24 protein-coding genes are annotated in these 21,479 nt (G+C 65.6%); 11 read left to right on the top strand and 13 right to left on the bottom strand.

The annotated features are described in order from the left end of the window. Positions 1–24: 24 nt before the first annotated feature. Positions 25–459 (top strand): DUF7346 family protein, encoded by a 435-nt coding sequence (locus tag LIX00_RS02810; protein ID WP_227354669.1) that lies wholly within the window; start codon positions 25–27, stop codon positions 457–459. Here the strand turns inward: LIX00_RS02810 and rad50 are convergent. From rad50 to LIX00_RS02795, 3 genes are all read right to left on the bottom strand, one after another. After that, on the bottom strand, positions 436–3,102 hold the full coding sequence (gene rad50 / locus LIX00_RS02805; RefSeq protein ID WP_227354668.1) for a DNA double-strand break repair ATPase Rad50: 2,667 nt from the start codon (positions 3,100–3,102) through the stop codon (positions 436–438). The two genes, LIX00_RS02810 and rad50, sit on opposite strands and share 24 nt — an antisense overlap. Then, positions 3,099–4,454, bottom strand: coding sequence for a DNA double-strand break repair protein Mre11 (mre11, locus tag LIX00_RS02800; RefSeq protein ID WP_227354667.1), 1,356 nt, complete (start codon positions 4,452–4,454; stop codon positions 3,099–3,101). The genes rad50 and mre11 overlap by 4 nt, the downstream gene beginning before the upstream one ends. 155 nt (positions 4,455–4,609) lie before the next feature. Beyond that, positions 4,610–4,885: a MarR family transcriptional regulator gene (locus tag LIX00_RS02795; RefSeq protein WP_227354666.1), complete on the bottom strand. Its 276-nt coding sequence runs from the start codon at positions 4,883–4,885 to the stop codon at positions 4,610–4,612. 143 nt (positions 4,886–5,028) lie between these two features. Here LIX00_RS02795 and pan1 point away from each other — a divergent pair, with 143 nt between their 5' ends. Further along, on the top strand, positions 5,029–6,243 hold the full coding sequence (pan1, locus tag LIX00_RS02790) for a proteasome-activating nucleotidase Pan1 (protein ID WP_227354665.1): 1,215 nt from the start codon (positions 5,029–5,031) through the stop codon (positions 6,241–6,243). A 175-nt stretch (positions 6,244–6,418) separates the two neighbouring features. Here the strand turns inward: pan1 and LIX00_RS25920 are convergent, their stop codons facing one another. Together LIX00_RS25920 and LIX00_RS02785 are read right to left on the bottom strand one after the other, a co-directional pair. Further along, entirely contained in the window at positions 6,419–6,553 is a 135-nt protein-coding gene (locus tag LIX00_RS25920) for a hypothetical protein (protein ID WP_255679344.1), read from the bottom strand. 31 nt (positions 6,554–6,584) lie between these two features. Then, positions 6,585–6,782, bottom strand: coding sequence for a DUF5800 family protein (locus tag LIX00_RS02785; protein WP_227354664.1), 198 nt, complete (start codon positions 6,780–6,782; stop codon positions 6,585–6,587). Positions 6,783–6,898: 116 nt separating this feature from the next. On the opposite strand from LIX00_RS02785, the gene LIX00_RS02780 reads away from it, so the two are divergent. The 5 genes from LIX00_RS02780 (at position 6,899) to LIX00_RS02760 (ending at position 12,467) form a co-directional block, all read left to right on the top strand. Further along, on the top strand, positions 6,899–7,843 hold the full coding sequence (locus LIX00_RS02780) for a polymer-forming cytoskeletal protein (protein ID WP_227354663.1): 945 nt from the start codon (positions 6,899–6,901) through the stop codon (positions 7,841–7,843). Positions 7,844–8,028: 185 nt separating this feature from the next. After that, positions 8,029–8,877 carry an electron transfer flavoprotein subunit beta/FixA family protein gene (locus tag LIX00_RS02775; RefSeq protein ID WP_227354662.1) on the top strand — a complete coding sequence of 283 codons (849 nt, stop codon included), beginning with the start codon at positions 8,029–8,031 and terminating at the stop codon, positions 8,875–8,877. 2 nt (positions 8,878–8,879) lie between these two features. Next, a complete protein-coding gene (locus LIX00_RS02770) occupies positions 8,880–10,412 on the top strand; it encodes an FAD-binding protein (protein ID WP_227354661.1) in 1,533 nt (510 codons plus the stop codon). 4 nt (positions 10,413–10,416) lie between these two features. Continuing rightward, a complete protein-coding gene (locus LIX00_RS02765) occupies positions 10,417–12,090 on the top strand; it encodes an FAD-dependent monooxygenase (RefSeq protein WP_227355654.1) in 1,674 nt (557 codons plus the stop codon). Continuing rightward, positions 12,087–12,467 carry a DUF8055 family protein gene (locus tag LIX00_RS02760; RefSeq protein ID WP_227354660.1) on the top strand — a complete coding sequence of 127 codons (381 nt, stop codon included), beginning with the start codon at positions 12,087–12,089 and terminating at the stop codon, positions 12,465–12,467. Before LIX00_RS02765 ends, LIX00_RS02760 begins: the two co-directional genes overlap by 4 nt. A gap of 11 nt (positions 12,468–12,478) precedes the next feature. Here the strand turns inward: LIX00_RS02760 and LIX00_RS02755 are convergent, their stop codons facing one another. Further along, positions 12,479–12,868 carry a DUF2267 domain-containing protein gene (locus tag LIX00_RS02755; RefSeq protein WP_227354659.1) on the bottom strand — a complete coding sequence of 130 codons (390 nt, stop codon included), beginning with the start codon at positions 12,866–12,868 and terminating at the stop codon, positions 12,479–12,481. 113 nt (positions 12,869–12,981) lie between these two features. On the opposite strand from LIX00_RS02755, the gene LIX00_RS02750 reads away from it, so the two are divergent. Next, the gene (locus tag LIX00_RS02750) at positions 12,982–13,191 is read left to right on the top strand and encodes a dodecin family protein (RefSeq protein ID WP_227354658.1); all 210 of its coding nucleotides are present in this window, start codon (positions 12,982–12,984) and stop codon (positions 13,189–13,191) included. Positions 13,192–13,372: 181 nt separating this feature from the next. After that, positions 13,373–13,945 (top strand): DUF2238 domain-containing protein, encoded by a 573-nt coding sequence (locus tag LIX00_RS02745; protein WP_227354657.1) that lies wholly within the window; start codon positions 13,373–13,375, stop codon positions 13,943–13,945. A 60-nt stretch (positions 13,946–14,005) separates the two neighbouring features. On the opposite strand, the gene LIX00_RS02740 is transcribed toward LIX00_RS02745, so the two are convergent. After that, positions 14,006–14,737, bottom strand: a complete 732-nt coding sequence (locus LIX00_RS02740) for a GNAT family N-acetyltransferase (protein WP_227354656.1) — start codon at positions 14,735–14,737, stop codon at positions 14,006–14,008. 132 nt (positions 14,738–14,869) lie between these two features. Between LIX00_RS02740 and LIX00_RS02735 the strand changes: the two genes are divergently transcribed. Next, complete coding sequence (locus LIX00_RS02735) at positions 14,870–16,051, top strand: redox-regulated ATPase YchF (RefSeq protein WP_227354655.1); 1,182 nt, start codon at positions 14,870–14,872, stop codon at positions 16,049–16,051. A gap of 173 nt (positions 16,052–16,224) precedes the next feature. On the opposite strand, the gene LIX00_RS02730 is transcribed toward LIX00_RS02735, so the two are convergent. The 3 genes from LIX00_RS02730 to LIX00_RS02720 form a co-directional block, all read right to left on the bottom strand. Then, entirely contained in the window at positions 16,225–17,307 is a 1,083-nt protein-coding gene (locus tag LIX00_RS02730; protein WP_227354654.1) for a TrmB family transcriptional regulator, read from the bottom strand. A 486-nt stretch (positions 17,308–17,793) separates the two neighbouring features. Next, positions 17,794–18,432, bottom strand: coding sequence for a type 1 glutamine amidotransferase (locus tag LIX00_RS02725; RefSeq protein WP_227354653.1), 639 nt, complete (start codon positions 18,430–18,432; stop codon positions 17,794–17,796). 32 nt (positions 18,433–18,464) lie between these two features. After that, on the bottom strand, positions 18,465–19,346 hold the full coding sequence (locus LIX00_RS02720; protein WP_227354652.1) for an alpha/beta fold hydrolase: 882 nt from the start codon (positions 19,344–19,346) through the stop codon (positions 18,465–18,467). A 45-nt stretch (positions 19,347–19,391) separates the two neighbouring features. Here LIX00_RS02720 and LIX00_RS02715 point away from each other — a divergent pair, with 45 nt between their 5' ends. Then, the gene (locus LIX00_RS02715) at positions 19,392–19,769 is read left to right on the top strand and encodes a hypothetical protein (protein ID WP_227354651.1); all 378 of its coding nucleotides are present in this window, start codon (positions 19,392–19,394) and stop codon (positions 19,767–19,769) included. Between the two features lie 8 nt (positions 19,770–19,777). Here the strand turns inward: LIX00_RS02715 and LIX00_RS02710 are convergent, their stop codons facing one another. Genes LIX00_RS02710 through LIX00_RS02700 form a run of 3 tightly spaced genes read right to left on the bottom strand, consistent with a single transcriptional unit; the run spans position 19,778 to position 21,386 of the window. Next, complete coding sequence (locus LIX00_RS02710; protein WP_227354650.1) at positions 19,778–20,203, bottom strand: NUDIX hydrolase; 426 nt, start codon at positions 20,201–20,203, stop codon at positions 19,778–19,780. Further along, positions 20,200–20,505, bottom strand: a complete 306-nt coding sequence (locus LIX00_RS02705) for a hypothetical protein (protein ID WP_227354649.1) — start codon at positions 20,503–20,505, stop codon at positions 20,200–20,202. The genes LIX00_RS02710 and LIX00_RS02705 overlap by 4 nt, the downstream gene beginning before the upstream one ends. Before the next feature lie 29 nt (positions 20,506–20,534). After that, a complete protein-coding gene (locus tag LIX00_RS02700; RefSeq protein WP_227354648.1) occupies positions 20,535–21,386 on the bottom strand; it encodes a UbiA family prenyltransferase in 852 nt (283 codons plus the stop codon). Positions 21,387–21,479 lie beyond the last annotated feature (93 nt).

The raw sequence follows: 21,479 nt of genomic DNA, 5'->3' as shown, positions 1-21,479 counted from the left end.
CGCGTCGCCGCGCTATCTCGACTCATGCGAACCGTGCGCGACGAATCGGGACGGCGGTATCTTCTCCTCAAGCGATCGGACGAATCGAGCCTCGTCCGCGACCCGCGAACCGGAGACGAAACCTATCTGAAAAACGACCGACTCCGGTTCGCCGACGGCGAATCGCCGCTGGAAACGGCCGCCCGGCGAGTCGGTCCCGCCACCCGTCGCGTCCTCACCGCGGTTCCGAACGAGCGCGCGCTCGGACTGTTGGTCGAACTCCACGACCGAGGGCCGCTCTCCGTCCGCGAACTGCTCTCCGCGTACGACCTTTGCGAGAGCGACATCCACGGGTACCTCGCCGAGTTCCGCGCCGCCGGACTCGTCGAAGAACGCCGAGTCGCCGGCGAACGCGGGTACGGTCTGACCGACACCGCGACCGACGGACTGGAACCGTTAATCGGCGACTTCGGCCAGTGAGTCCCGGTGTTCGACGTGGGAGCGGTTCGTCGTCGCGTCCTTTTCCACCCGCACGAGGTCGTCCGCGGCACCGACCAACTCCTCGTCGTGGCTGACGACGACGATCTGTTCGACGCCCAGTTTGCGCATCGACTGCACCAGCTCGACCAACTGCGAGACGTGGCCGGAGTCGAGGAACACCGTCGGTTCGTCCAGAATCAGCGGCGGCATCGGTGCGCTCCCCTCGATACCTTCGGAGAGGAGTCGATAGATGGCACAACGGAGGCTGAGGTTGAACAGCGCCCGTTCGCCGCCGGATAGCTGTTCGGGGTCGAGCGGTTCGCCGTCCTTCTGGTAGACGGTCAGTCGGTACTCGCCGTCGAGCGCGATTCGGGAGTACGAGTCGTTCTGATAGACGAGGTCGAACACGTCGTTCAACATCCGCTCCAAACTCTCGACGTTCCGCTGGCGGAGTTCCGCCCGGAGGTCGCCGTACATCGCCTGCAGGTCGGCGGCTTCGTCGTACAACGATTCGAGCGCGGAGACGCGCGATTCGATGCCGTCGCGGCGGTCGCGGAGTTCTTCCAGCTCCTCGATTTCGCCGCGAACGCCGCCGATTCGGTCGATGAGGTCGTCCCGCCGTTCCCGGAGGGTCGACAACTCCTCTTCGACCCGTTCGAGGTATCCTTCGGCCCGTTCTTTGTCCTCTCGAGCCTTCTCGACGCGAGACTCGTCGTACGCCTCCTGCAGTTCCGTCCGGCGCGACCGCTTCTCGTCGAGGCGGTCGCGCCGCTGGCCGTTCAGTTCTTCGAGGTGGTCCCGATTCTCGCCGAGGCGGTCGAGTTCGCTCTCGGCGTCGTCCACGTCTCCTCGAAGCGACTGAATCCGCTCGATCCGCTCCCGCCGTTCCGCGAGCGATTCTCGCTTCGCTTCGAGGTCGGCGACCGTCTCTCGGTGCGTCTCCGCTTTCGCTTCGAGTTCGTCCGCGTCCTCGCGCCGTTCCCCCGAGTCGGCCATCAGGTCGTCGGCGTCCTCGCGGAGCATTTCCGCCTGCTCGCGCTTCTCGCCGACCGCTTGCTCGCGGTCTTCGACCAACTGCGCGACGTTCTCGCGGTTGTTTCGTAGCTCGTTTACGCGGTTTTCGGCCGCCACGAGCGATTCGGCACCTTCGATTTTCGTTTCCAACTCCTCCCGCTCTTCGCGGCACCGCGCGACCCGCGCTTCCAACTCGGACACCCGCTCGCGGTTCTCGTCCACCGAATCGACGTGCGGAGACCCCTCGACCTCCTGTCCGCACTCCGGGCACTTACCCTCCTCCAACAGCCTCTCGGCCTCAGCGACCTGCTCTCTCGCCGTTTTCAGTTCCGCCCGCCGCTCCGTCTCGTCCTCGCGGCGGTCGGCGAGGTCCGAGCGAAGCGATTCGAGGTGGTCGCTCGCGTCGCCGAAGTCGACCGGCGCGTCCGCGAACCGCTCGCGGAGCGATTCGACGTCGGCGTCGATCTCCGTCAGCTTCTCGCGGCGGTCTTCGAGTTCCTCCGTCGCGGCTTCGGCCTCCGCGTCGAGCCGTTCGGCTCGCTCCCGTTTCTCCCGCGCTCGCGATTCGAGTTCGCCCGCGCGCTCGGCGAGGTTCGACGCCTGATTGTCGAACATCTGCGCTTTCATGCGAGCGTCTTTCAACGCTTCCGCGACCGATTCGTCCTCGTCGTCGAGTTCGTCGAGTCGGCTTTCGAGCGCGTCCTCGTCGGCCGAGTCGAGTTCCGTCTCGGCGAGCGCGGCCGCGATGTCCGATTCCAACTCCGAGATTCGTTCCCTGTTTTTCGCGGCTCGGGTTCGAAGTTCCTCGCGCTCCTGTTCCGCCTCGGCGATTTGGGTCCGGAGTTCCTCGATGTCGTCCTCGATCGACCGGAGTTCCTCGCGTTTTTCGTCGTACGTTTCGAGCACGTCTTCGGCATCTTCGAGCGTCTGCCGCGCCTTGTCGCGGTTTTCTTCGAACCGCTCTATCTCCGACTCCGTCTCGTTGCGCTTCGATTCGAGGTCGTTCAACGACTCGTGGAGGTTCTTCTCCTCTTTCGTCGCTATCTGCGATTCGAGTTCCGAGAGGCTCCCGCGTCGGTCGTCGAGGACGCCTTTGACTCCGAGGCGGGCGTCGCTCGCCCGCTCGCGGTACTCCTCCAGTTTGCCCAGTTGCAGGAGGTCGTCTATCATGTCCTGCCGCTGGGCGGGCGTCGCGTTGATGAGTTTGTTCACCTCGCCCTGCCGGACGTAGGCGCAGTTGACGAACGCCTCGGCGTCCATTCGAAACAGGTCGCTGACGTGGTCGCGCACGTCGCGGGAACCGTCGACGCTTCCCCCCGGCGTCTCCAGCACGCACTTCGCGGTCTGGGCCGACTCACCCGTCGCCCGAACTCGACGGTGGAGGTGGTACTCCCCGCCCGCGTGCGTGAACCAGAGTTCGACCTCCGCGTCGTCCGCGCCGATGGTGACGATGTCGTCTAACGTTCTGTCGAGTGCTCGCGCGCCGTACAGCGCGAAAAAGCACGCTTCGAGTAGCGAGGATTTGCCGCTCCCGTTGAGGCCGTGGATGACCGTGACGCCCGCGTCGAGCAGCAGGTCGGCGTCCTCGTAACACTTGAAGTTCGAGAGGCGGATTCGGTCGAACCTCACAGGAAGTCCTCCATCGATATCTGCTCGTCGGCGTCGCCCGACTCACCTCGGTCGGCCTGCGCGAGAGTCGTCGGTTCGTCGAACTCGTCCGACGCGCTCGTTTCGGCGGACGCCTCGGCGGTTTCGCCCGCCGACGGCGCTTCCTCGACAGCTTCGTTCTCGGGAGTCGAGTCGGTCGGATCGGTCGAGTCCGTCGCGTCGGGGGCGTCCTCCGGAACCGCTTCGCCCGCCTCGTCGTCCGCCGGTTCGAAGGCCGCGACGCCCTCTTCGATGCGGTCGGAGACGTGCTCTTCCACCGCGGCCCGGACGTTCGAGTCGGCCACCTTGCTCGCGCGAACGATCTCGTCCACGTCGTGGGCCGTCTCGCTGAGTCCCATCTCGCGGACCCGCTTTCTGACAGCGTCGTCGGGGTCGGCGAACGAGACGGAGAGGTCCCCCGTCTCGGCGTCCACCTCGCGGCGGTCGTTCACGCGGGCGACGAGCGCGCCTTCGTCCAGCGCGAACGCCTCGACGCGAGCGGGGGTGACGTTCTCCCCCTCGCCGGTAACCGAAATCAGGGCGACCGAATCTTCGAGGTCGTACTCCCGAACGACCTCGCGGACGCGGTCGATGCCCTCGCCCTCGCCGAGTCCGACCGAGATGAACTCGAAGTCTCGGGTCGGGATACCTCGCCGGGTGATGGTTGTGTCGCCGTCGAACGTGACGATGTTGTACCCCCGGTCGTCGCGCTCGCTCGCGCTCGCGCGCTCGGTCGAACCGCAGTACGTGACCCACGTGTCTTCGACTCGCTCTTTTCCGTGCTGGTGGTTGTCGCCGAGCAGCATCGCGTCGAACTCGACCGACGCCTCGGTGAGCACCTCCTCGGCGTCCCAGTTGCCGAACTCGAACGGCTGGAAGAGTCCGTGGGCGACGAGCGCGGCGTGGTCTTGCTCGTGGGGGACGAAATCGTAGTCGAGGTCGTCCCGCTTCGACAACGGGACGTGGTCCAAGCCGTAGAAAGCGGTGTCGCCGACCGCGACCGGGTCGGGACCGAGCCGCGTCGCGAGCCCCAGTTTCTCGAAGAGGTCGAGCCACTGGTCGCCGCGCGTGCTCTCGTGGTTGCCGACGATGGCGAGAAACGGGATGTCCACCCGACTGAGCTTTCGGAGGACGGAGATGGTCCCGAGGAGGTCGGCGAGTCCCGGGCGACGGTCGTGAAACAGGTCGCCGGCGTGGACGACGGCGTCCACGTCGTCCTCGATGGCGTCGTCGACGACTCTGTCGAACGCGGAGAGGAAATCGTCCCGTCGCTCGGGCGAATGATACTGACGATACCCGATGTGGGTGTCGCCGGTGTGAATCACCCGTGTCATTGGTTGCGTACTTAGCATACTGGCCTTAAATGATTTCCGTGAGGAATCGCGGGGGCTCGCACGCGACGGACCGGTCGAGCAGCGGGGAGTTCGGGACGTCGACTTCGAGAGCGCATGGCTACGATTGGCCGCGCTCTTACTTATAAGAGTTCGCTCTATTCGAGGTCGAGCGTGTAGAGACGCTTGCGCGCGTCGGAGAACGAAAAGCGCGAGTCGACGAGTTCCTCGTCTTCGAGACGGTTCAGCGCGTAGCGAACCGTCCGGGGCGGAAGGAGCGTCTCGTCCGCGAGTTCGCTCTGGGTCATCGTTTCGTTGTATTCGAGCACCTTTGCGACCAACTTCGCGCTCGGCGGCAGGTCGCGGATGGTGTCGGTCGAGTCCGCGTCTCGCAAACGAGTTCCGTTCGTGTGTGATAGCTCTGGAGCACTCATCAATCACCCATTTCGAATACAGCCTAATAATATTTCCCATTCAGAAATATTACCATTGGGAATTATATTTCCTCGGTGAGAGAGGCGGACGAAACGGTCGCTCACCCGAAGCCTCTTAAGAGACAGGCGCTTATCGGGTACTGATGACCGACACTGTGGAAGACGTTGATCTCCCCTACGACGAGGAGAACACGTCCCAACAGGATAAGATAGAGGCGCTTCAGGAACGCCTCGAAGTCCTCGAATCACAGAACGAGGAGATGCGGGATAAGCTCCTCGACGCGAACGCAGAGAACAACAAATATCAGCAGAAGCTCGAACGACTCACCCACGAGAACAAGAAGCTGAAACAATCGCCGCTGTTCGTCGCCACCGTGCAGGAGATCACGGAGGAGGGCGTCATCATCAAACAGCACGGTAACAATCAAGAGGCCGTTACCGAAGTGACCGACGAGATGCGCACCGACCTCGAACCCGACTCGCGCGTCGCCGTCAACAACTCCCTCTCCATCGTGAAGACGCTCGACGACGAGACCGACGTGCGCGCTCGCGTGATGCAGGTCACGAAGAGTCCCGACGTGACCTACACCGACATCGGTGGGCTGAAAGAGCAGATGAACGAGGTCCGCGAGACGGTCGAGATGCCGCTGGAGAACCCCGACATGTTCGAAGACGTCGGCATCGAACCCCCGAGCGGCGTGCTCCTCTACGGGCCGCCCGGAACCGGGAAGACGATGCTGGCGAAGGCCGTCGCCAACCAGACCGACGCCACGTTCATCAAGATGGCCGGATCGGAACTCGTCCACAAGTTCATCGGCGAGGGGGCGAAACTGGTGCGCGACCTCTTCCAGGTAGCCCGCGACCACGAACCCGCCGTCATCTTCATCGACGAGATAGACGCCATCGCGTCGAAACGCACCGACTCGAAGACGTCGGGCGACGCCGAGGTGCAGCGCACGATGATGCAACTGCTCTCCGAGATGGACGGCTTCGAGGAGCGGGGCGAGATTCGCATCATCGCGGCGACCAACCGCTTCGACATGCTCGACCGCGCCATCCTGCGCCCAGGTCGGTTCGACCGCCTCATCGAGGTCCCCAACCCGAACGAGGAAGGCCGCGAGCAGATCTTCCGCATCCACACCCGCGACATGAACGTCGCCGACGACATGGACTACGAGAAACTCGCGAACGAGACGGGCGACGCCAGCGGTGCCGACATCAAGGCCATCTGCACGGAGGCCGGGATGTTCGCCATCCGCGACGACCGCACCGAGATAACGATGCAGGACTTCCTCGACGCGCGGGAGAAAATCGAGGAAGAGGACGAGGACGACGAAGTCTCCAAGACGTTCGCCTGAGGTTCGGGTCGGTCGATTTCTCTCCGTTCGCGTTTTCGACTTTCGTACACGAGAGCCCTGCGGAACCCGTTTTTATGGAGCTATTCGTTTCGCTCGGACGCGCCGGTAACCGATGCCAGCGTGCAACCGGGAGGGTGTGGGGTTCCGTCGGGCGCTAGCGGTCGTCAGAGCCGACTCACAGCGCCGTGAAAAGCAGGTACGGAACGCCGAAGAGCAGGACGGTCATCGCCGCGAGCACGAGCAGGTAGGACGCGACGGTGCTCACCGCGGTCAGCCACGCGGGGTGATCGAAGTCGGCAGGGAGGTTCATGTTCCACGGTTTCGGTTCCCGCACCTAAATCCTACCGGATGATATCACCGATTCGACGTGCTTGCCCGCCGAGGGAGGGATTCTTCTCGACCAGTCGGAGCACCTCGTGGTCGGTCACGTCGTAGTACGACTTCTGAGTCGCCTCCTCGATGAGGTCTTTCGACATGCGAAACTCGGTGCCCTCGTAGACGACGTCGACGCCCTCGTCGTCGAAGGAAAGCGTGGTCATGCGCCAGCGTTGGCCGCGACCGAATAAAAAAGCTACAGAACGCGACGGCGCGGTCGGCAGACGCCCGTCAGACGCACGCGGGAGGATTTATTACCGGTGACTCGCTGGTAGGATGTGTGCCGCTCCGCTCCGACTCATTGGACACCCTCTCGATTCCCGACGGGACGACCGTCGAAGAACACGACCTCGTGACCGACGGCGACGTCATCGTCGGCGCACAGAGCACCGTCGAGTTCGGCGTTCGCGGGAACCACGTCATCGCGGGCGAGCGAGCGACCTTCGGGGGACACATCGAAGCCGAGGCCGACTGCCGCCTCGACCTCTGGAGCGACGTGGACGGCGACGTGCTCGTCGGGCAGGACGCCTACCTCGGCGAGCGCGTCCACGTCTCGGGACGGCTGATGGTCAGCGGCGACCTCGACATCGGCGACGACGTACAGATAGACGAGGGGTTCGAAGCGAACGGGTGGATCGTCATCCGCAACCCGATGCCGACCGTCGTCTTCCTGTTCGTCTACCTCTCGCAACTCCTGCGACTCGGCGAGGAGGAGGCCGCTCGGAACGTCATCGACGAGATGTTGGACGAGACCGAGGCCGACCCGGCGGTCATCCCGCGGAACGCCCGCGTCAGCGACGACGCGTGGCGCGTCTCGACGCCCGCGACCATCGGCGACGACTGTCGCCTGCACGGGAACATCCGCGCGGAGGAGATCGAGATGGGTTCGGACACCGAGCTGTTCGGCAGTCTCCGCGCTCGCGGCGACATCGTCGTCGGTTCCGGAACGCGAATCCACGGGGACGTGACGACCCGGAACGGGACCGTCGTCCTCGAAGACGGGACGGAGGTGCTCGGCGACGTGTCCTGCACCGACCTCGAATTTCACGAGGACGCCACCGCCGACGGGACGATGCGCGCCCGCGGCGAGATGACGATGATACGCACGGAGAAGCGCAAACCGACCGACGAAGTCGAGCGAGAGGCGGACGACGTGGACGAGTCGGTCGAGACGACCCGCCAGCGGGAGCGGAACTCCTCGGACGGTCCCGCGCCGCAGGCGTAACGTCCGATTTTCCCGACGATTGATAATTTTCGCCGCCGATTTCGACGGAGCCATAGCTGTCGGCTACCGGAGGTAACGCGCTCGTATGTCGGTTCTCTGTTGGTTCTCCGACAGTATAATAATGACTGGGGGAATGGTACAAAGTGACGTATGCCAACTAAACACATTCACGTTAGGAGGTACCGATGCACTCGGTCGTGTTGACCAAGGGCGTTCCCGACTTCCGCGAGGGACAGGTGTCGTTCGACGAGGACGGCCACCTGGAGCGCGGAAAGACGCCGACGGTGATGAACCCGAACGACCAGTTCGCGCTCCGGGCCGCCCTCCAGACGAAGGTGAAACACGGAGGGCGGGTGAGCGCGATGAGCATGGGGCCGCCGGGGTACGGCGACGTGCTCAGAGAGGCGATGACGGTGTACGCCGACGACCTCTACTTGCTCTCCGACCGCGAGATGGCCGCCGCGGACACGTGGGCGACCGCGATAACCCTCTCGTCCGGCATCGAGAAGATCGGCGAACCCGACCTCGTGTTCGCGGGATTCAAGACCGCGGACGGCGAGACGGGCCAGACCGGACCGCAGACGGCGTGGTGTCTCGACTACCCCATCATCACGCACGTCATCGCCATGGAGGTGGACGAGGAGGAGCGACGCGTCCGCGCGAAGCGACTGGTGGAGGGCGACGTGGACGAGATAGAGACCGTCGAATCGCCGCTCCCAGCCTTCATCGTCACCGACCCCGAGTACGAGTCGTCGTACCGGAAGGCCTCCCACCGACTCCAGCGCAAACGGCTGAAAGCCGAGACGGAAGAACGCGCCGAGGAGCACGAGGACCACATGACGACGTGGGACCACGCCGACCTCAACCTCGACCCGGACTACATCGGACTGGACGGATCGCCGACCATCGTGTCGTCGGTCGACCCGATTCCGAAGGCCCCGGCGGAGCGGGAGGCCACGATGGTCACGCCCGACGACGAGGAGGGGATGTCCGAGGTGCTCGAAACGATGCGACCCTTCGCGGCGGGTGACTGACCGTGACGGACATCGACCCCGGCGAGCGAACCGTCGAGGAACTCGAAGAGGACGTGAAGACAGTCGAAGACCCCGGCGCGCTGGACGACCTGCTCACCAGAGAGGAGGAGGGCAAAGACCGAACGACGGCGAAGGAGGCCATCCAGGCTCGAATCGAGGAGGTTCGGGAGCAGACCGAGGGCGAAGCCACCGAGGACACCGAAACCGAAGGGAAGTACGAAGCGACCGAGGAGGACGTGGAAGACCCCGACGAGGCGGAGGCCACCGCCGAGGAACCTGACGAATCGGACGCCGAGGGCGACGAGGAGGAAGCGGAAGACGACGGACTCGCCCGCCCCACCGCGGACAAAAAGCACGTCAGGGCGCTGGAGGACGGCGTCTACCGCGACATGTGGGTGTACTGCGAGACGCAGGGCGGCGAACTCCTCGACGTGTCGCGGGAGATGCTCGGCAAGGCCCGCGAACTGATGGACGACTACGCCGAGGAGTACGGCGACGAGGAGCGCGTCGTGGCCGTCCTCGTCGGCGACGACATGGGGGACCTCGCCGAGGAGTGCATCGCCATCGGCGCGGACGTGGCGGTCTACCACGACGACGACCGACTGGAGCGGTTCCGCCACAAGCCGTACACCGAAATCGTCGCCGACATGGCCCGAACCGAGGCCGACTGGAAGGACTACGACAAGCCGCGCTACTTCCTCTTCCCGGCGACGAACAACGGGCGCGACCTCTCCGCGCAGGTGCAGGGCGAACTCGACTCCGGCCTCGCCAGCGACTGCTCGGGGCTGACCATCGAGAACGAACTCATCTCCAACCCCGTGAAGACGGGGACGCCCGGCGAGAAGGTCGAGTTCGAGCGCGTGCTCCACATGAAACGGCCCGATTTCTCCGGGTTCGAGTACTCGACCATCCTCTGTCTCGACAACCCCGACAGGGAGTTCCACCCGCAGGGCTGTTCCGTCATCCCGGGGAGCTTCGAACCGATGGAGGCCGACCCGGAGCGCGAGGGCGAAATCGTCTCCCACGACATCGACCTGCCGGACGACTGGTTCCGCGTCGACGTCTCCGACTGGGACGTGCTCGACACCGGCATCGACCTGACCGGACGCGAGGTCGTCGTCGCCGTGGGACGCGGTATCGGCGACGACCCCACGAAGGGAATCGAACTCGCGCTCGACCTCGTGGACGCCTTCAACGACGCCGACCTCGGTCTGTCCCGCGGCGTCGTCACCGCCTCCTACAGCGTGGAGGGACACGTCGAGCAGTACGTCACCGAGGAGCGCCAGATCGGCGAGACCGGGCAGATCGTCCAACCGCCCCTCTACATCGCGGCGGGTATCAGCGGCGCGATTCAGCACAAGGTCGGGATGGACGAGTCGGACACCATCGTCTCCATCAACACCGACCCGGACGCCGACATCAGGGACTTCAGCGATTACTACATCGAGGGTGACCTCTTCGAAGTGCTCCCCCGCCTCACGGACGCGGTCGAGGCGGGCGAACTGGACGCGGTCGCGGCGGAAGGCGATGACTGAGACGATGACGGACGAATACGAACACTACGAAGCTGTCGTGGTCGGAGCGGGGCCCGGCGGGGCCGCGGCGGCCGCGACGCTCGCACGGAACGGAATCGAAACGCTCGTCCTCGAACGCGGCGTCGAGGCAGGGTCGAAGAACGTCTCCGGCGGACTCATCTACGCCGAGGAGTCGGCCCCCTACACCGTCGACTCGCTGTTCCCCGACTTCCGCGAGGAGGCGGCGGAACGCCCCATCACGGACTACTACATCCACAACGTGGCCGACGAGAAGGTGAAGTCGTTCGACATCACTCGCCTCCACGAGCACGACACGGAGTGGGCCGACGCGGTGCTCCGCCGGAAGATGGACTCGTGGCTCGCCGACCGGGTCCACGAGATGACCAGCGAGACCGGCGGCGGGTTGTTGGCCGGCGTGCGGGTGAACGGACTGCTCCGCGAGAACGGTCGGATCGTCGGCGTCACCTGCGACGAGCTCGACCCCATCACGGCGGACTTCATCGTCGCGGCGGACGGCGTGAACAGCGAACTCGCCCGCGACGCGGGACTGATGAACTGGGAGGAACCGGACGAGTGGTTCCAGGGCGTGAAAGCGGTCATCGACATGCCTCAGGACGTCGTCGAGGAGCGATTCGACGTCGACGACGACACGGGGAAGGCGCACCTGTTCTCGGGGAACCTCTTCGACGGGGTGCGCGGCGGCGGCTTCCTCTACACGAACGAGGACTCGCTCTCCATCGGGACCGTCTTCCACCTCGACAGCCTGGTCGCGGAGGAGGCGGAGCCGCACGAACTGCTCGACAACCTGCTCACCCACCCGCTGCTCGGCCAGTGGTTGAACGGGCACTACGACGAGGTGGAGTACTCCGCGAAGCTCGTCCCCGACTCGAAGAAGGTGGCCCACCCCGCGCCGCACCGCGGACGGCTGGTGCTCGTCGGCGACGCCGGCGGGCAGATGCAGGCGCAGGGGCCGATAATCAAGGGCATGAACCACGCCGTGACCGCGGGCGCGCTCGCCGCGGAGGCGTTCGCGGAGGCGCGCATGCGCGGCGAACCGGAGCGGGCCGGCAAGCTCTACACGAAGAAGTTGAAAGACGAGGGCGTGATGGGCAAACTCCGCCCGAAGCAGTACCAAACCCTCGGTCGGCTCGGCGAGAACGAGCGGGCGGCGGATCTCACGGACAGCCTGCTCTCCTCGCGGCTCGGACGGGCGGTGCTCCGATCGGGCGTCGTGGAGGGACAGCTCGAACGACTGTACGGTTCGCCGTACCTCTCCTCGATGATTCCGGACACGCAGACGCCCTACGTCACGCTTCCGACGGTCATCGCGGAGGAACTCGGAACGCCGGTTACGGACGAGAACGAGGTCGAGCCGAAGAGCCTCGCCGACCGAATCGGCGACCTGACCTACGACACCGACGTGGGCAACCCCCACATCCGCCTGCGAAACGACTCCTACGAAGCCAGCGGCGCGGCGGTCTCGGCCTGCCCGGTCAGCGCGAAGGACTTCGGCGGCGGCTGCTACCGCGAGGAGACGGTGCAGGTGAACGGACACGAGGAGCGGATAGTCAGCCTCGACACGCAACCCTGCGTCGAGTGCGGCACCTGCGCCATCGTCGCGGAGACCGAGTGGGAGCATCCGCGCGGCGGGAAGGGCGTGGAGTTCAGAGAGGGATGACCGAGCACCGCGACCGCATCGCCGCGCTGGCGGAGCGCGCCCGGAGCGACCGCGAGTCGTTCGACCCGCCCGCCGACCCGCCGGACGAGGAACGGGCGCTGTCGTACCTCCGGGACGGCGTCGGCGACGTCGTCGCGGTGTACGTCGAGGGGCGAACCGGCGAGTTCGCCCGATTCGACGGGTCGGAGATGGCGGAACTGGAGCGGGCGCTCAACGACTGGTTGGCGCTGTACGCGCGGTGTTACGGTCGCGAGATGGAGACCGACTTCACGGTCCGCGAGGTCGCGGAGATGGTCGTGAAGACCCACGACGTCCACGACGCGGCGCAGTTGTTGACTCACGTCCCGAGTCCGGAAACCCGGCGGGCGCGGAGGTAGCGCGTCGAGCGTCAGTCGAATTCGACGCCGACCAGTTCGAAGAGCGGGTCGTACTCCTCCGGCAGTTGTTGGCGAACCTGCCGGAACTCTCCTTCCGGAACGACCTCGGCGAGGAGCGACACGATGGACTGCCCGTAGAAGTTCGCCTCGTTCCGCTCCACGCTCGCCCGGTCGGCGACGCGCGAGACGAACTCGTCGTAATCGAACCGCTGGCCCGACTCCGCGTTTTCGAGATACCAGTCTATTTCCATCGGCAGCGGCCCGGCGAGGTCGGTCGCTTCGCCCTCCTGCAATCGCTCGCCGAGCGTCGTCAGCGTGGCTCGAATCGCCCGAACCGTCTTGCCTTGGGTCCCCAGTTCGAGTCGGTGCTGCACCTGTCCGATGAAATCGCTGTAGTCCATGTTCTCCCCCCGTCGGGTAAACGACGCCACCGTACAAGTATCGACCGGCGGTTTCGCCCGGTTCGCGGGTCGGCCACAAGAGGCTATGTCCGGCGCGGCGTATGACGCGTGCCATGACGGCAGTGAAGATAATCAAAGTGCTCGGCACCTCCGACGAATCGTGGGAGGACGCCGCCCGCGAGGCGGTCGAACAGGCGAGTCAGACCATCGACGACATCCACGGTATCGAAGTCGAAGACTGGACGGCGGACGTGGAGGACGGGGAGATAACGGGATACAAGACGACCGTCGAAGTCGCGTTCCCGGTTCACCACCAGCAGTAACGCGGGGGGTGGCGGGCGACGGACGAATCGCGCTCCGGACGTCGATTTTTCGCTCGCGTCGAGTGCCGGTAGCCGATGGATCCGAGCCTCGATCGTCACGGGCGGCGGTCGCGAGTTCCGCGACCCCGGCCGCGAATGCGAACCTATTTCCGACCGTCCCCGTCACCATCGACTAGTACTCATGACGGGAACGATGTGGCGTTCCGCGGCTCGAAAGGCCGAGCGCGGTATCAAGCTCGCGACCCTCGGCGTGTTCGTCGAGGGGCTTCGCCGACGGCACCCGGGCGGGATCGTGAACGCCGTCCTCGCGCTCGCGGCAACCTTCCTCCCCGACGTCGTCGAGCGCAAGTACGACGTCTCGTTCCGGCCGTGGCAGCGCGTGTACGCGGGGACCGCGATGCTCGCCCACGCCGTCGGGATGCTCGGCCCGTACGACGAGACGTGGTGGTGGGACCACGTCACGCACACCCTCTCCGCGACGCTCCTCGGCGGATTCGTCCACGCCGCGGCCGACCGCCGCGGCGACGACCCCAGACCGCGCGTCCTCGCCGCCATCGTCGGCGTCGGCGTCCTGTGGGAACTCACGGAGTACGCCGTCCACGCGGTCACCGACCGCCTCGGCATCGACCCCGTGCTCATCCCCTACAGCGCGCGCGACACCGTCCTCGACCTCTGTTTCAACCTCCTCGGGGCGCTCCTCGTGCTCGCGTTCGGCGACCGCCTCCTCCGGAACTTCACCCGGCGCGGCGACTGACGGCGCGGTCGCTCGGTTCGAACGACGGACGCCGTCGGCGAAAAACGGAGCGTCGACGGGTTACAGTTTCACCGCCATCATCACTTCGTCCACGTAGTCGCCGTTCATCTTGTAGTGGTCTTCGCGCACCGCCTCCGTCTCCCAGCCGTGGGCTTCGAGGAACTCGATGGCGTTCTGGTTGGTCGAGGGGGCGCTCTGGTACACCTTCTCGTAACCGTTCGACCCGGCCCACTCCAGTCCGCGTTCGAGGAGGTGGCTGCCGATACCGTGGCTGCGGTACTCCTCCAGCACGCCGACCGTCAACTCGGCGGTGTGGCTGAGTTTGTCAATTTCGGGGGCGTGGAGGTGCACCCAGCCGACGACTTCGTCGTCCACCGTCGCCACGAAAAACATCCGCGATTCGAGTTCGTTGTGGCGGAGCAGGGCGTCCTGGTGGTCGATTTCGTCGGCGACGCTCTCCGCGACGATGTACGTTCCCTCCTCCGCGACCTGTCGAATCGCGCCGACGATGCCGGAGAGGTCCTCCTGTCGGGCGGGGCGGATGACGAACGCCACGTCCTCGGTGTCGTACTCCTCCTCGGCGCCGGTTTCGAGGGAGACCGAGAGGACGCCGTCGTCCTCCGTGAGGTAGCCGTCGCGCCGGAGGATGGCGACGTGGTGGCGAAATCCGCCCGGGTCGATTCGGAGCGTCTCCTGCACCTCGTCGGCGTCCGCGGTACCGTGCCGTTCCACGTACTCGTAGATTTGCTTGCGGTCCTCGTGGCCGAACTCGAGCTTCTCGGAGAACTCCATGCACCCTGTTACCACTCAACAGCACTTATTTTTATCGACGGCGTCGCCCGTCCCCGGAAGGGTCGTTCGATTCCGGCCGTCCGCGCCCCGGGAACCGAAAGGTAGTTCCACGATACCCTGATATGAGTACGCATGATTTCCATCGCGCTGGCGGGCAAACCCAACGCCGGGAAGTCCACCTTCTACAAGGCGGCGACGCTGGCCGAGGTGGACGTGGCGAACTACCCCTTCACCACTATCGACGCCAATCGCGGGGTGAGCTACGTTCGCACGGACTGTCCCTGTCTCGAACGCGACGAGCGGTGCGGTAACGAGAACTGCCGCGACGGGAAACGCTACGTTCCCGTCGAACTGCTCGACGTGGCCGGACTCGTGCCGGGCGCGCACGAGGGGCGCGGCCTCGGCAACCAGTTCCTGGACGAGCTGACGAACGCCGACGCCATCGTCAACGTCGTGGACGCCTCCGGCGGGACGAACGAAGAGGGCGAACCCGTCGAGGTCGGCACCTACGACCCCGTCGAGGAGGTGAACTTCATCGAGGAGGAGATGGATCAGTGGTTGACCGGCATCATCGAGCGCAACTGGGAAGGGGTCGAACGCCAATCCCGCTCGCCCGGCTTCTACATCGACGAGGCCCTCGCGGAGCTGTTGACGGGGTTCGGCGCGACCGAACACGAAGTGGCCGCGAGCCTCCGCGAACTGGACTACCCCGACGACCCCCAACAGTGGACGGACGAACACCGCGAGGAACTCGCACGCGACGTCCGCGCTCGAACCAAACCCATCATCCTCGTCGCCAACAAGGCCGACGTCGCACCCGAGGAGAACATCGAACGGCTCCGCGAGACGGGCAAACTCGTCGTTCCCGCGACCGCGGAGGGCGAACTCGCGCTCCGGCAGGGTGCCGAGGCCGACGTCGTCGACTACGACCCCGGTGACGCCGACTTCGAGGTAATCGACGACGTCAGCGACCAGCAGCGGGCGGGGCTCGAACGAATCCGGGGCGTCATGCGGGAGTGGGGCGGCACGGGCGTCCAGCAGGCCCTCGATTCGGCGGTGTACGACCTGCTCGACCGAATCACGGCCTACCCGGTGCAGAACGAGTCCAAGTGGACGGACGGGAAGGGGAACGTCCTTCCCGACGCCTTCCTGCTCCCCCGCGGTTCGACGCCGGTGGACCTCGCTTACGCGGTCCACAGCGACATCGGCGACGGCTACCTCCACGCCGTGAACGCGAAGACCAATCGCGACGTCGGCGACTCCTACGAACTGGAGGAGGGCGACGTGATAAAGATCGTCAGCGCGGCGAAGTAGGTTCGAAGGCTCCGTCGAAGCCCTCGTGATGCGACGCCGGTTCCGTGCTGAAAGCGGAGGGCGAGCGGAGGTCGTCTCGAACGGCGGCGGGTGCGTTCGCGTGCGGTTATCGATCGGACGTGGACTGCGAAGGTAACCCGGTCGGCGGACGCGGTATCGACGCGCTAATCTCCTCAATCGCTGTATTCGATGTCCTCGACGACGATGCGGTCCGCCTCGACGTCTTCGAGCGATGCGCCGTGTCCGCCGATCGTGTACCGCTCCTGATCCGCCTCGATGACGAACGTAGCCTGCTCGATCAAGTGGAACAGCGACGCCGGGCCGTCGGTCGCCGGTTGACCGGCGTACTGGATGTCGGTGAGTCGCCCCGAAAGCTCGCAGGAGCGTTTCGTGCGGGTCCACCGCCCGTCGACCCGAGCGATCACCGTCGCGTCGTCCCGCAGTAGCGGTTCGACCATGCGAATACAACCGCGGATTTCCCCGAAGGCGATCGGTAGCTGCGTCCTGGAGTTCGTGTACACCGATTCGGCGATCTCCGATAACCCCGCCAGATAAAACCAGAACACGAACTCGTGAAGGGGATCGTCGACGAGGATGCCGTACTCGTCGGGAGAACCGATGTAGAGCGCGAAGCCGACCTTCCGATGGTCGATCAAGACGGCGAACGGCTTTCCCCAACACGGAACCGTCCGTTGCGCTTCCGCGCAAACGCCTTCGAACTCCTCCGTTTCGATCGAGAACTCTTCGTCCGGCTGCGGCTGGATCACGACGTGGGTGTAGACGCCGCGCTCGTGAGCCTCGCGGAGCACGGGCCGGAGTTCCCGAAACTGGTTCGGAGTTATCGACATGAGCACGTAATCCTCGGCGTTCCGAATGTCGCGTTTGGTTTGTTCGAAGACCGTTTCGAACCGCCGAACGATGGTGATTTCGTGGTCGTGAGCCTCCGGCTGGTGCCAGCGGGATTCGATCTCCTCGACGGCGGTTTCGAAGCGTCCGATGCGAGTCCTGATGGTCGCGAGTGCGTCCGCCGGATCGGTCGCGCGGGCGTACAGCTGATCCTGTTCGTAGGTGACGATGTACCCGCCGTCTTCCAGGTCCCGCAGTACGTCGTAGATGCGCGGTCCCGGAACACCGCTTGCGGTCGCGAGTTCGCTCGCCGACGCCGCGCCGAGTTCTAGAAGCGTGACGTAGGCGTTGGCCTGATAGGGGGATAAACCAGCGTCTTTCAGCACTGAAACGAGTTCACCGGTTTCCATGGTCAGTTCGTACGATGTACACGGATAAATTTTGAACGTCGGTCGAATCGACAGGAGCGATCCGGTATCGCTCCCGTTTCCGTAATGTTCTTTTCGGTGCGCTCAGGCGCACCGGCGCGGTGCTTATCCGGTGCCCGCCGCAGAGGCGACGCCGGCGATGAACCACCAATTGGTGCCGGAGCGCGTCTCCCGGTTCTTCAATTTTTCGTTCGGGCGAGTTCGGTGATGCTTCCAGTTCATCACGGTAGGAAGTCGGATCCGAGAGTAGATAAGAATTATCAATTTTCTTAACAATAGCCGTTGTAGGACAACGCCCGTTGTAGTCGGAAATCTCGTTCGTCGGTGTCCCGTCAGACAGTGAAGGGCGCTACGGAGAACGATCGAGGACGTACCCGTGCGCGGCACAACGACCGCGAGAAGACGGCTCGCGAGGTCCGCGACCGCCGGCGCAGTTCGCGGTGGTCTCTCGGGCAACCACGGGACGGGTCAGTGTTCGTCCGCCAGTTCGGCGAAGTTCTCGAAGACCCGCTCCGACGTCACGTCCCCGAACGAGAGGTCGTTCTCTCGCCAGTCGAAATCGGCGGCGATTCGCGGCAACAGCGCCGCCGTGAACTCCGGGTGGAACTGGGTCGTCCAGAGGGGGGCGTCCCGGTGTCGCGCGGCGAAAATCTCGCAGTGTTCCGTCGCGGCGACGGTCTCCATCCCCTCGCCGAGTTCGGTCACGTGGTCGCCGTGAATCGCCGGAACCACGCCCTCGACCCCTTCGAACAGCGGGTCGTCCGCGAAATCGGCGCGCACCAACTCCGCCGTCAGCCCGCGGTGTTCGACCGACCCGCCGAGCGAGCGGTTGACCAACTGGTGGCCGAAACAGACGCCGAGCGTGGGAATCCGGCGTTCGACGAGTTCGCGGATCAGCGCGGCCTCCGCGTCCATCCACGGGTACTCCTCGCGCTCGTACACGCCCGCCGTGCTTCCGGCGACGACGACGCCGTCGACGCCCGAGAGCGACGGCCGGCCGCCCTCGTTCGCGTAGTCGTAGACCGCGTGCTCGGGGAGGAACTCGGACATCGCGCGGACGAAGTACCGAACCTCCGGCTTCACCTCGTTCTCCAGTACGAGCAGCATCGAGCGGCAATCGGTCGGGGGCGACGAAAAAGCTACTCCCGCAGAAACTCGACCAGCAGTTCGTTCACGCGGTCGGGCGCGTCGTTTTGCACGGCGTGTCCCGCGTCCGGCAGTCGCTCGACCCTGAGGTCGGGCACCCATCGCTCCAGTCCCTCCGTCAACTCGACGCTTAGCGCGGGGTCTCGCTCGCCCCAGATCAGCAGGGTCGGGGCGCGAACGTCGAACGAGCGTCTCGTCCCGCCGAGGCGGGCGCGAAGCTCCTCTGGCGCGTTCTCGCGGAACGCCGCCCGGTAGTAGTCGAGGGCCGCCGTCAGCGCCCCCGGTCGGGCGGCGGCCTCGACGTACCGACGGATGTCCTCCTCCGTGAAGGCGTCCGGGCTCTCGGCGCTCCCGCGGAGCATCCCCTCGATTCCGGCGTAGTCGCGGGCGGACAGCAGTAGCTCGGGCACCTTCGGAAGCTGGAAGAAGAGCGCGTACCACGACCGCAACAGCTGTTCGGGCGAGCGAATCGCCTCCCGATACCTGCCCGGGTGCGGGGCGTTCAATACCGCGAGTCGGTCGACGCGCTCCGGGCGGCGAATCGCCGTCTCCCACGCGACCACTCCGCCCCAGTCGTGGCCCACGACGCTGGCGGACTCCTCGCCGAAGCGGTCGACGAGCGCCGCCGCGTCGCCGACCAGTTCGTCCGTTCGATACCGCTCGACGCCTCGCGGCTTCTCGGAGGCGTTGTAGCCCCGCATGTCCGGCGCGACGACGCGGAACCCGGCCTCGGCGAGCGCCGGTATCTGCTCGCGCCACGAGTACCAGAACTCCGGAAATCCGTGCAGGAGAACGACGAGCGGGCCGTCCCCCGCCTCGACGTAGTGGAGCCGAACGCCGTCGACGACCGCCTCGTGGTGAGCGAGTTCCGTCACGGTCGAACCGACGGGGTTTTCGCGGATAAGCGTTGACGTGGGAGCGTGTCCGAACCGTTCGTCGTTCCGCTGGCCGAGGTTCGGCCGAGTCAGCTCTACCTGAACGCGGCGAAACTCGCGTCGGTCGCGGCGTGGTTCGACTTCGAGGGTCCGAACTACGATCCGCTTCCCGTTCGGAAAATCGGCGGCGAGTGGACGCTGACGGACGGTCACACCCGCGCGTTCGTCGCGCACCTCGCGGGCGCGGAGGAGCTTCGAGTCGTGCGGGACGCCGACGATATCCCGATGCCCGTGTACGAACGGTGCGTCTCGTGGTGCGCTGACGAGGACGTGACCGAAGTCGCCGACCTCGCGGGACGCGTGGTCTCCGAATCGACGTTCGAGGAGCGCTGGGTCGAGCGGTGTCGGTCGCTCGACGTCTAACGCGCCGACTACAGCACCCGCTCGACGTAGTCGTCCATGTCCCGCGCGAGCGACACCGCTTCGGGGTGAACCCAGAAGTACTTGTAGACGACGCCCCGGTCGTCACCGTCGCCCGTGACGGTGTGTCGCCACTCGTCGCGGCTCTCGCCGGCCTCGATGTGGAAGAAGTGGCGGCGGTACGCTTTCGGCTTCTCGTGGTGGTGCCACACGTCCGTCGTCAGCCGGCGTATCGACTCGAACTCCGTCAGCCCGCTCTCCTCTTTCACTTCCCGAACGACCGCCTCGCGCGGGGCCTCTCCGTCCTCGATACCGCCCTTCGGAACCTGCACGCCCGCCTCTCGGTCGGCGTGTTCGAACACGAGTAGCTCCGTTCGCGCGCAGTCGCGGGTGACGTAGGCGTAGGCTTTCTCGGCGGTTACGGCGGGTTCGGTCACGCGTATCTCCCCCAAACGATGAGGAGGGGTGTAAGTATTATTTCGGCCAGCTGTCCGATTCGGTGGTCGTCGCGGCGTTCCGGCCGTCGCTCGGTCTCGGTACGTCCGCGCTCGGCGAACCCTATCCGGAAGCGACGAGCATTCCGACGCCCTTCGAGACGCGGAAGACGCCACCTCGAATCGATTTCCGAACGCCTCGCGGAGTTCGTCGACGCGGATTCGTCCGCGTCTTCGCGCGAGCGGGCGTACGCGACCAGCGGTTCGGCGGCGGTGACCGCGAGCGCGTCGGGGCAGTCGGGCACGCGACCTCCTTCGCTCGCGGGGAACGGTGTTAGGAAAGCGGACGGAACCACACCGCTGCGAGCAGCAGCGCGAGGAAGACGTACGACCCGCGGATGAGCAACATGGTGGCGAGTTCCGGCCCGGTTCGGTACGCGATACCCGCGACGACCGCGAACGCCGCCGCCGCGAGGACGGAACTCGGTGGGAAGACCCGCGCCGCGGCGAAGCCGAGGACGCCGAGCAGGGCGACCACCATGAGGGCGAACGCCGCGACGCGAGCGCGCTCGCGTCCGAGCGCGACCGCGACGGTTCGCTTCGCGATGGTGCGGTCGTACTCGTAGTCCTGCGCGTCGTCGACGACCTTCACGCCCGAGAGGAGCACGAGGAAGACGAGGGCGAACGCGGCGGCGACGGGCGCGAACGTTCGGGTCTGCACGTAGTAGCCGCCGAGGATGGCGAGCGCGATGCCGAACGGATAGCCGCTCGTCGCGGTGACGGGGTTCGTGTCGAGTTGCGGCGCGTGGAAGTAGCCGATGAACCACGTCGGGAGCGTGACGAGCGCCGCGCCGAGGCCGACGACCGCCCAGAGTCCGGCGAGGGCGGCGGAGAAGAGGGCGGTCGCGGCGGCGAGCAGGAGTTTGCACCCCTTCGCGGTCAGGGGATGGTCGTCGTCCTCACCGCGGACGTGAAAATCGACGTAGCCGTCCTTGACGTGGGCCGTGTAGACCGCGGCGAAGATGGCGATCATGTGGAGCGCGCCCGTGGTGAGCGAGAACTGCTCGGCCAACATGCTCCCGAACCACGAGGCGGCGACGGGCGGGAGCATGAACACCGGGTGAACCTGCGAAGCGACGGCGCGGGCGGCGGGAACGACGCCGGAACCGCGGCGCGAGAGAGGCATCGAATCGAATCACGTTTGCGACGAAGATAAAATCACAGGCCGACGAGGGGAGTCCCGCGCGAGCGGCCGAAAGGAGGGGCGGACGAACGGTCG

It is taken from the genome of Haladaptatus salinisoli (assembly GCF_020614375.1).
Lineage (GTDB): Archaea > Halobacteriota > Halobacteria > Halobacteriales > Haladaptataceae > Haladaptatus > Haladaptatus salinisoli.
This window is presented reverse-complemented; position numbering and strand designations above follow the sequence as displayed.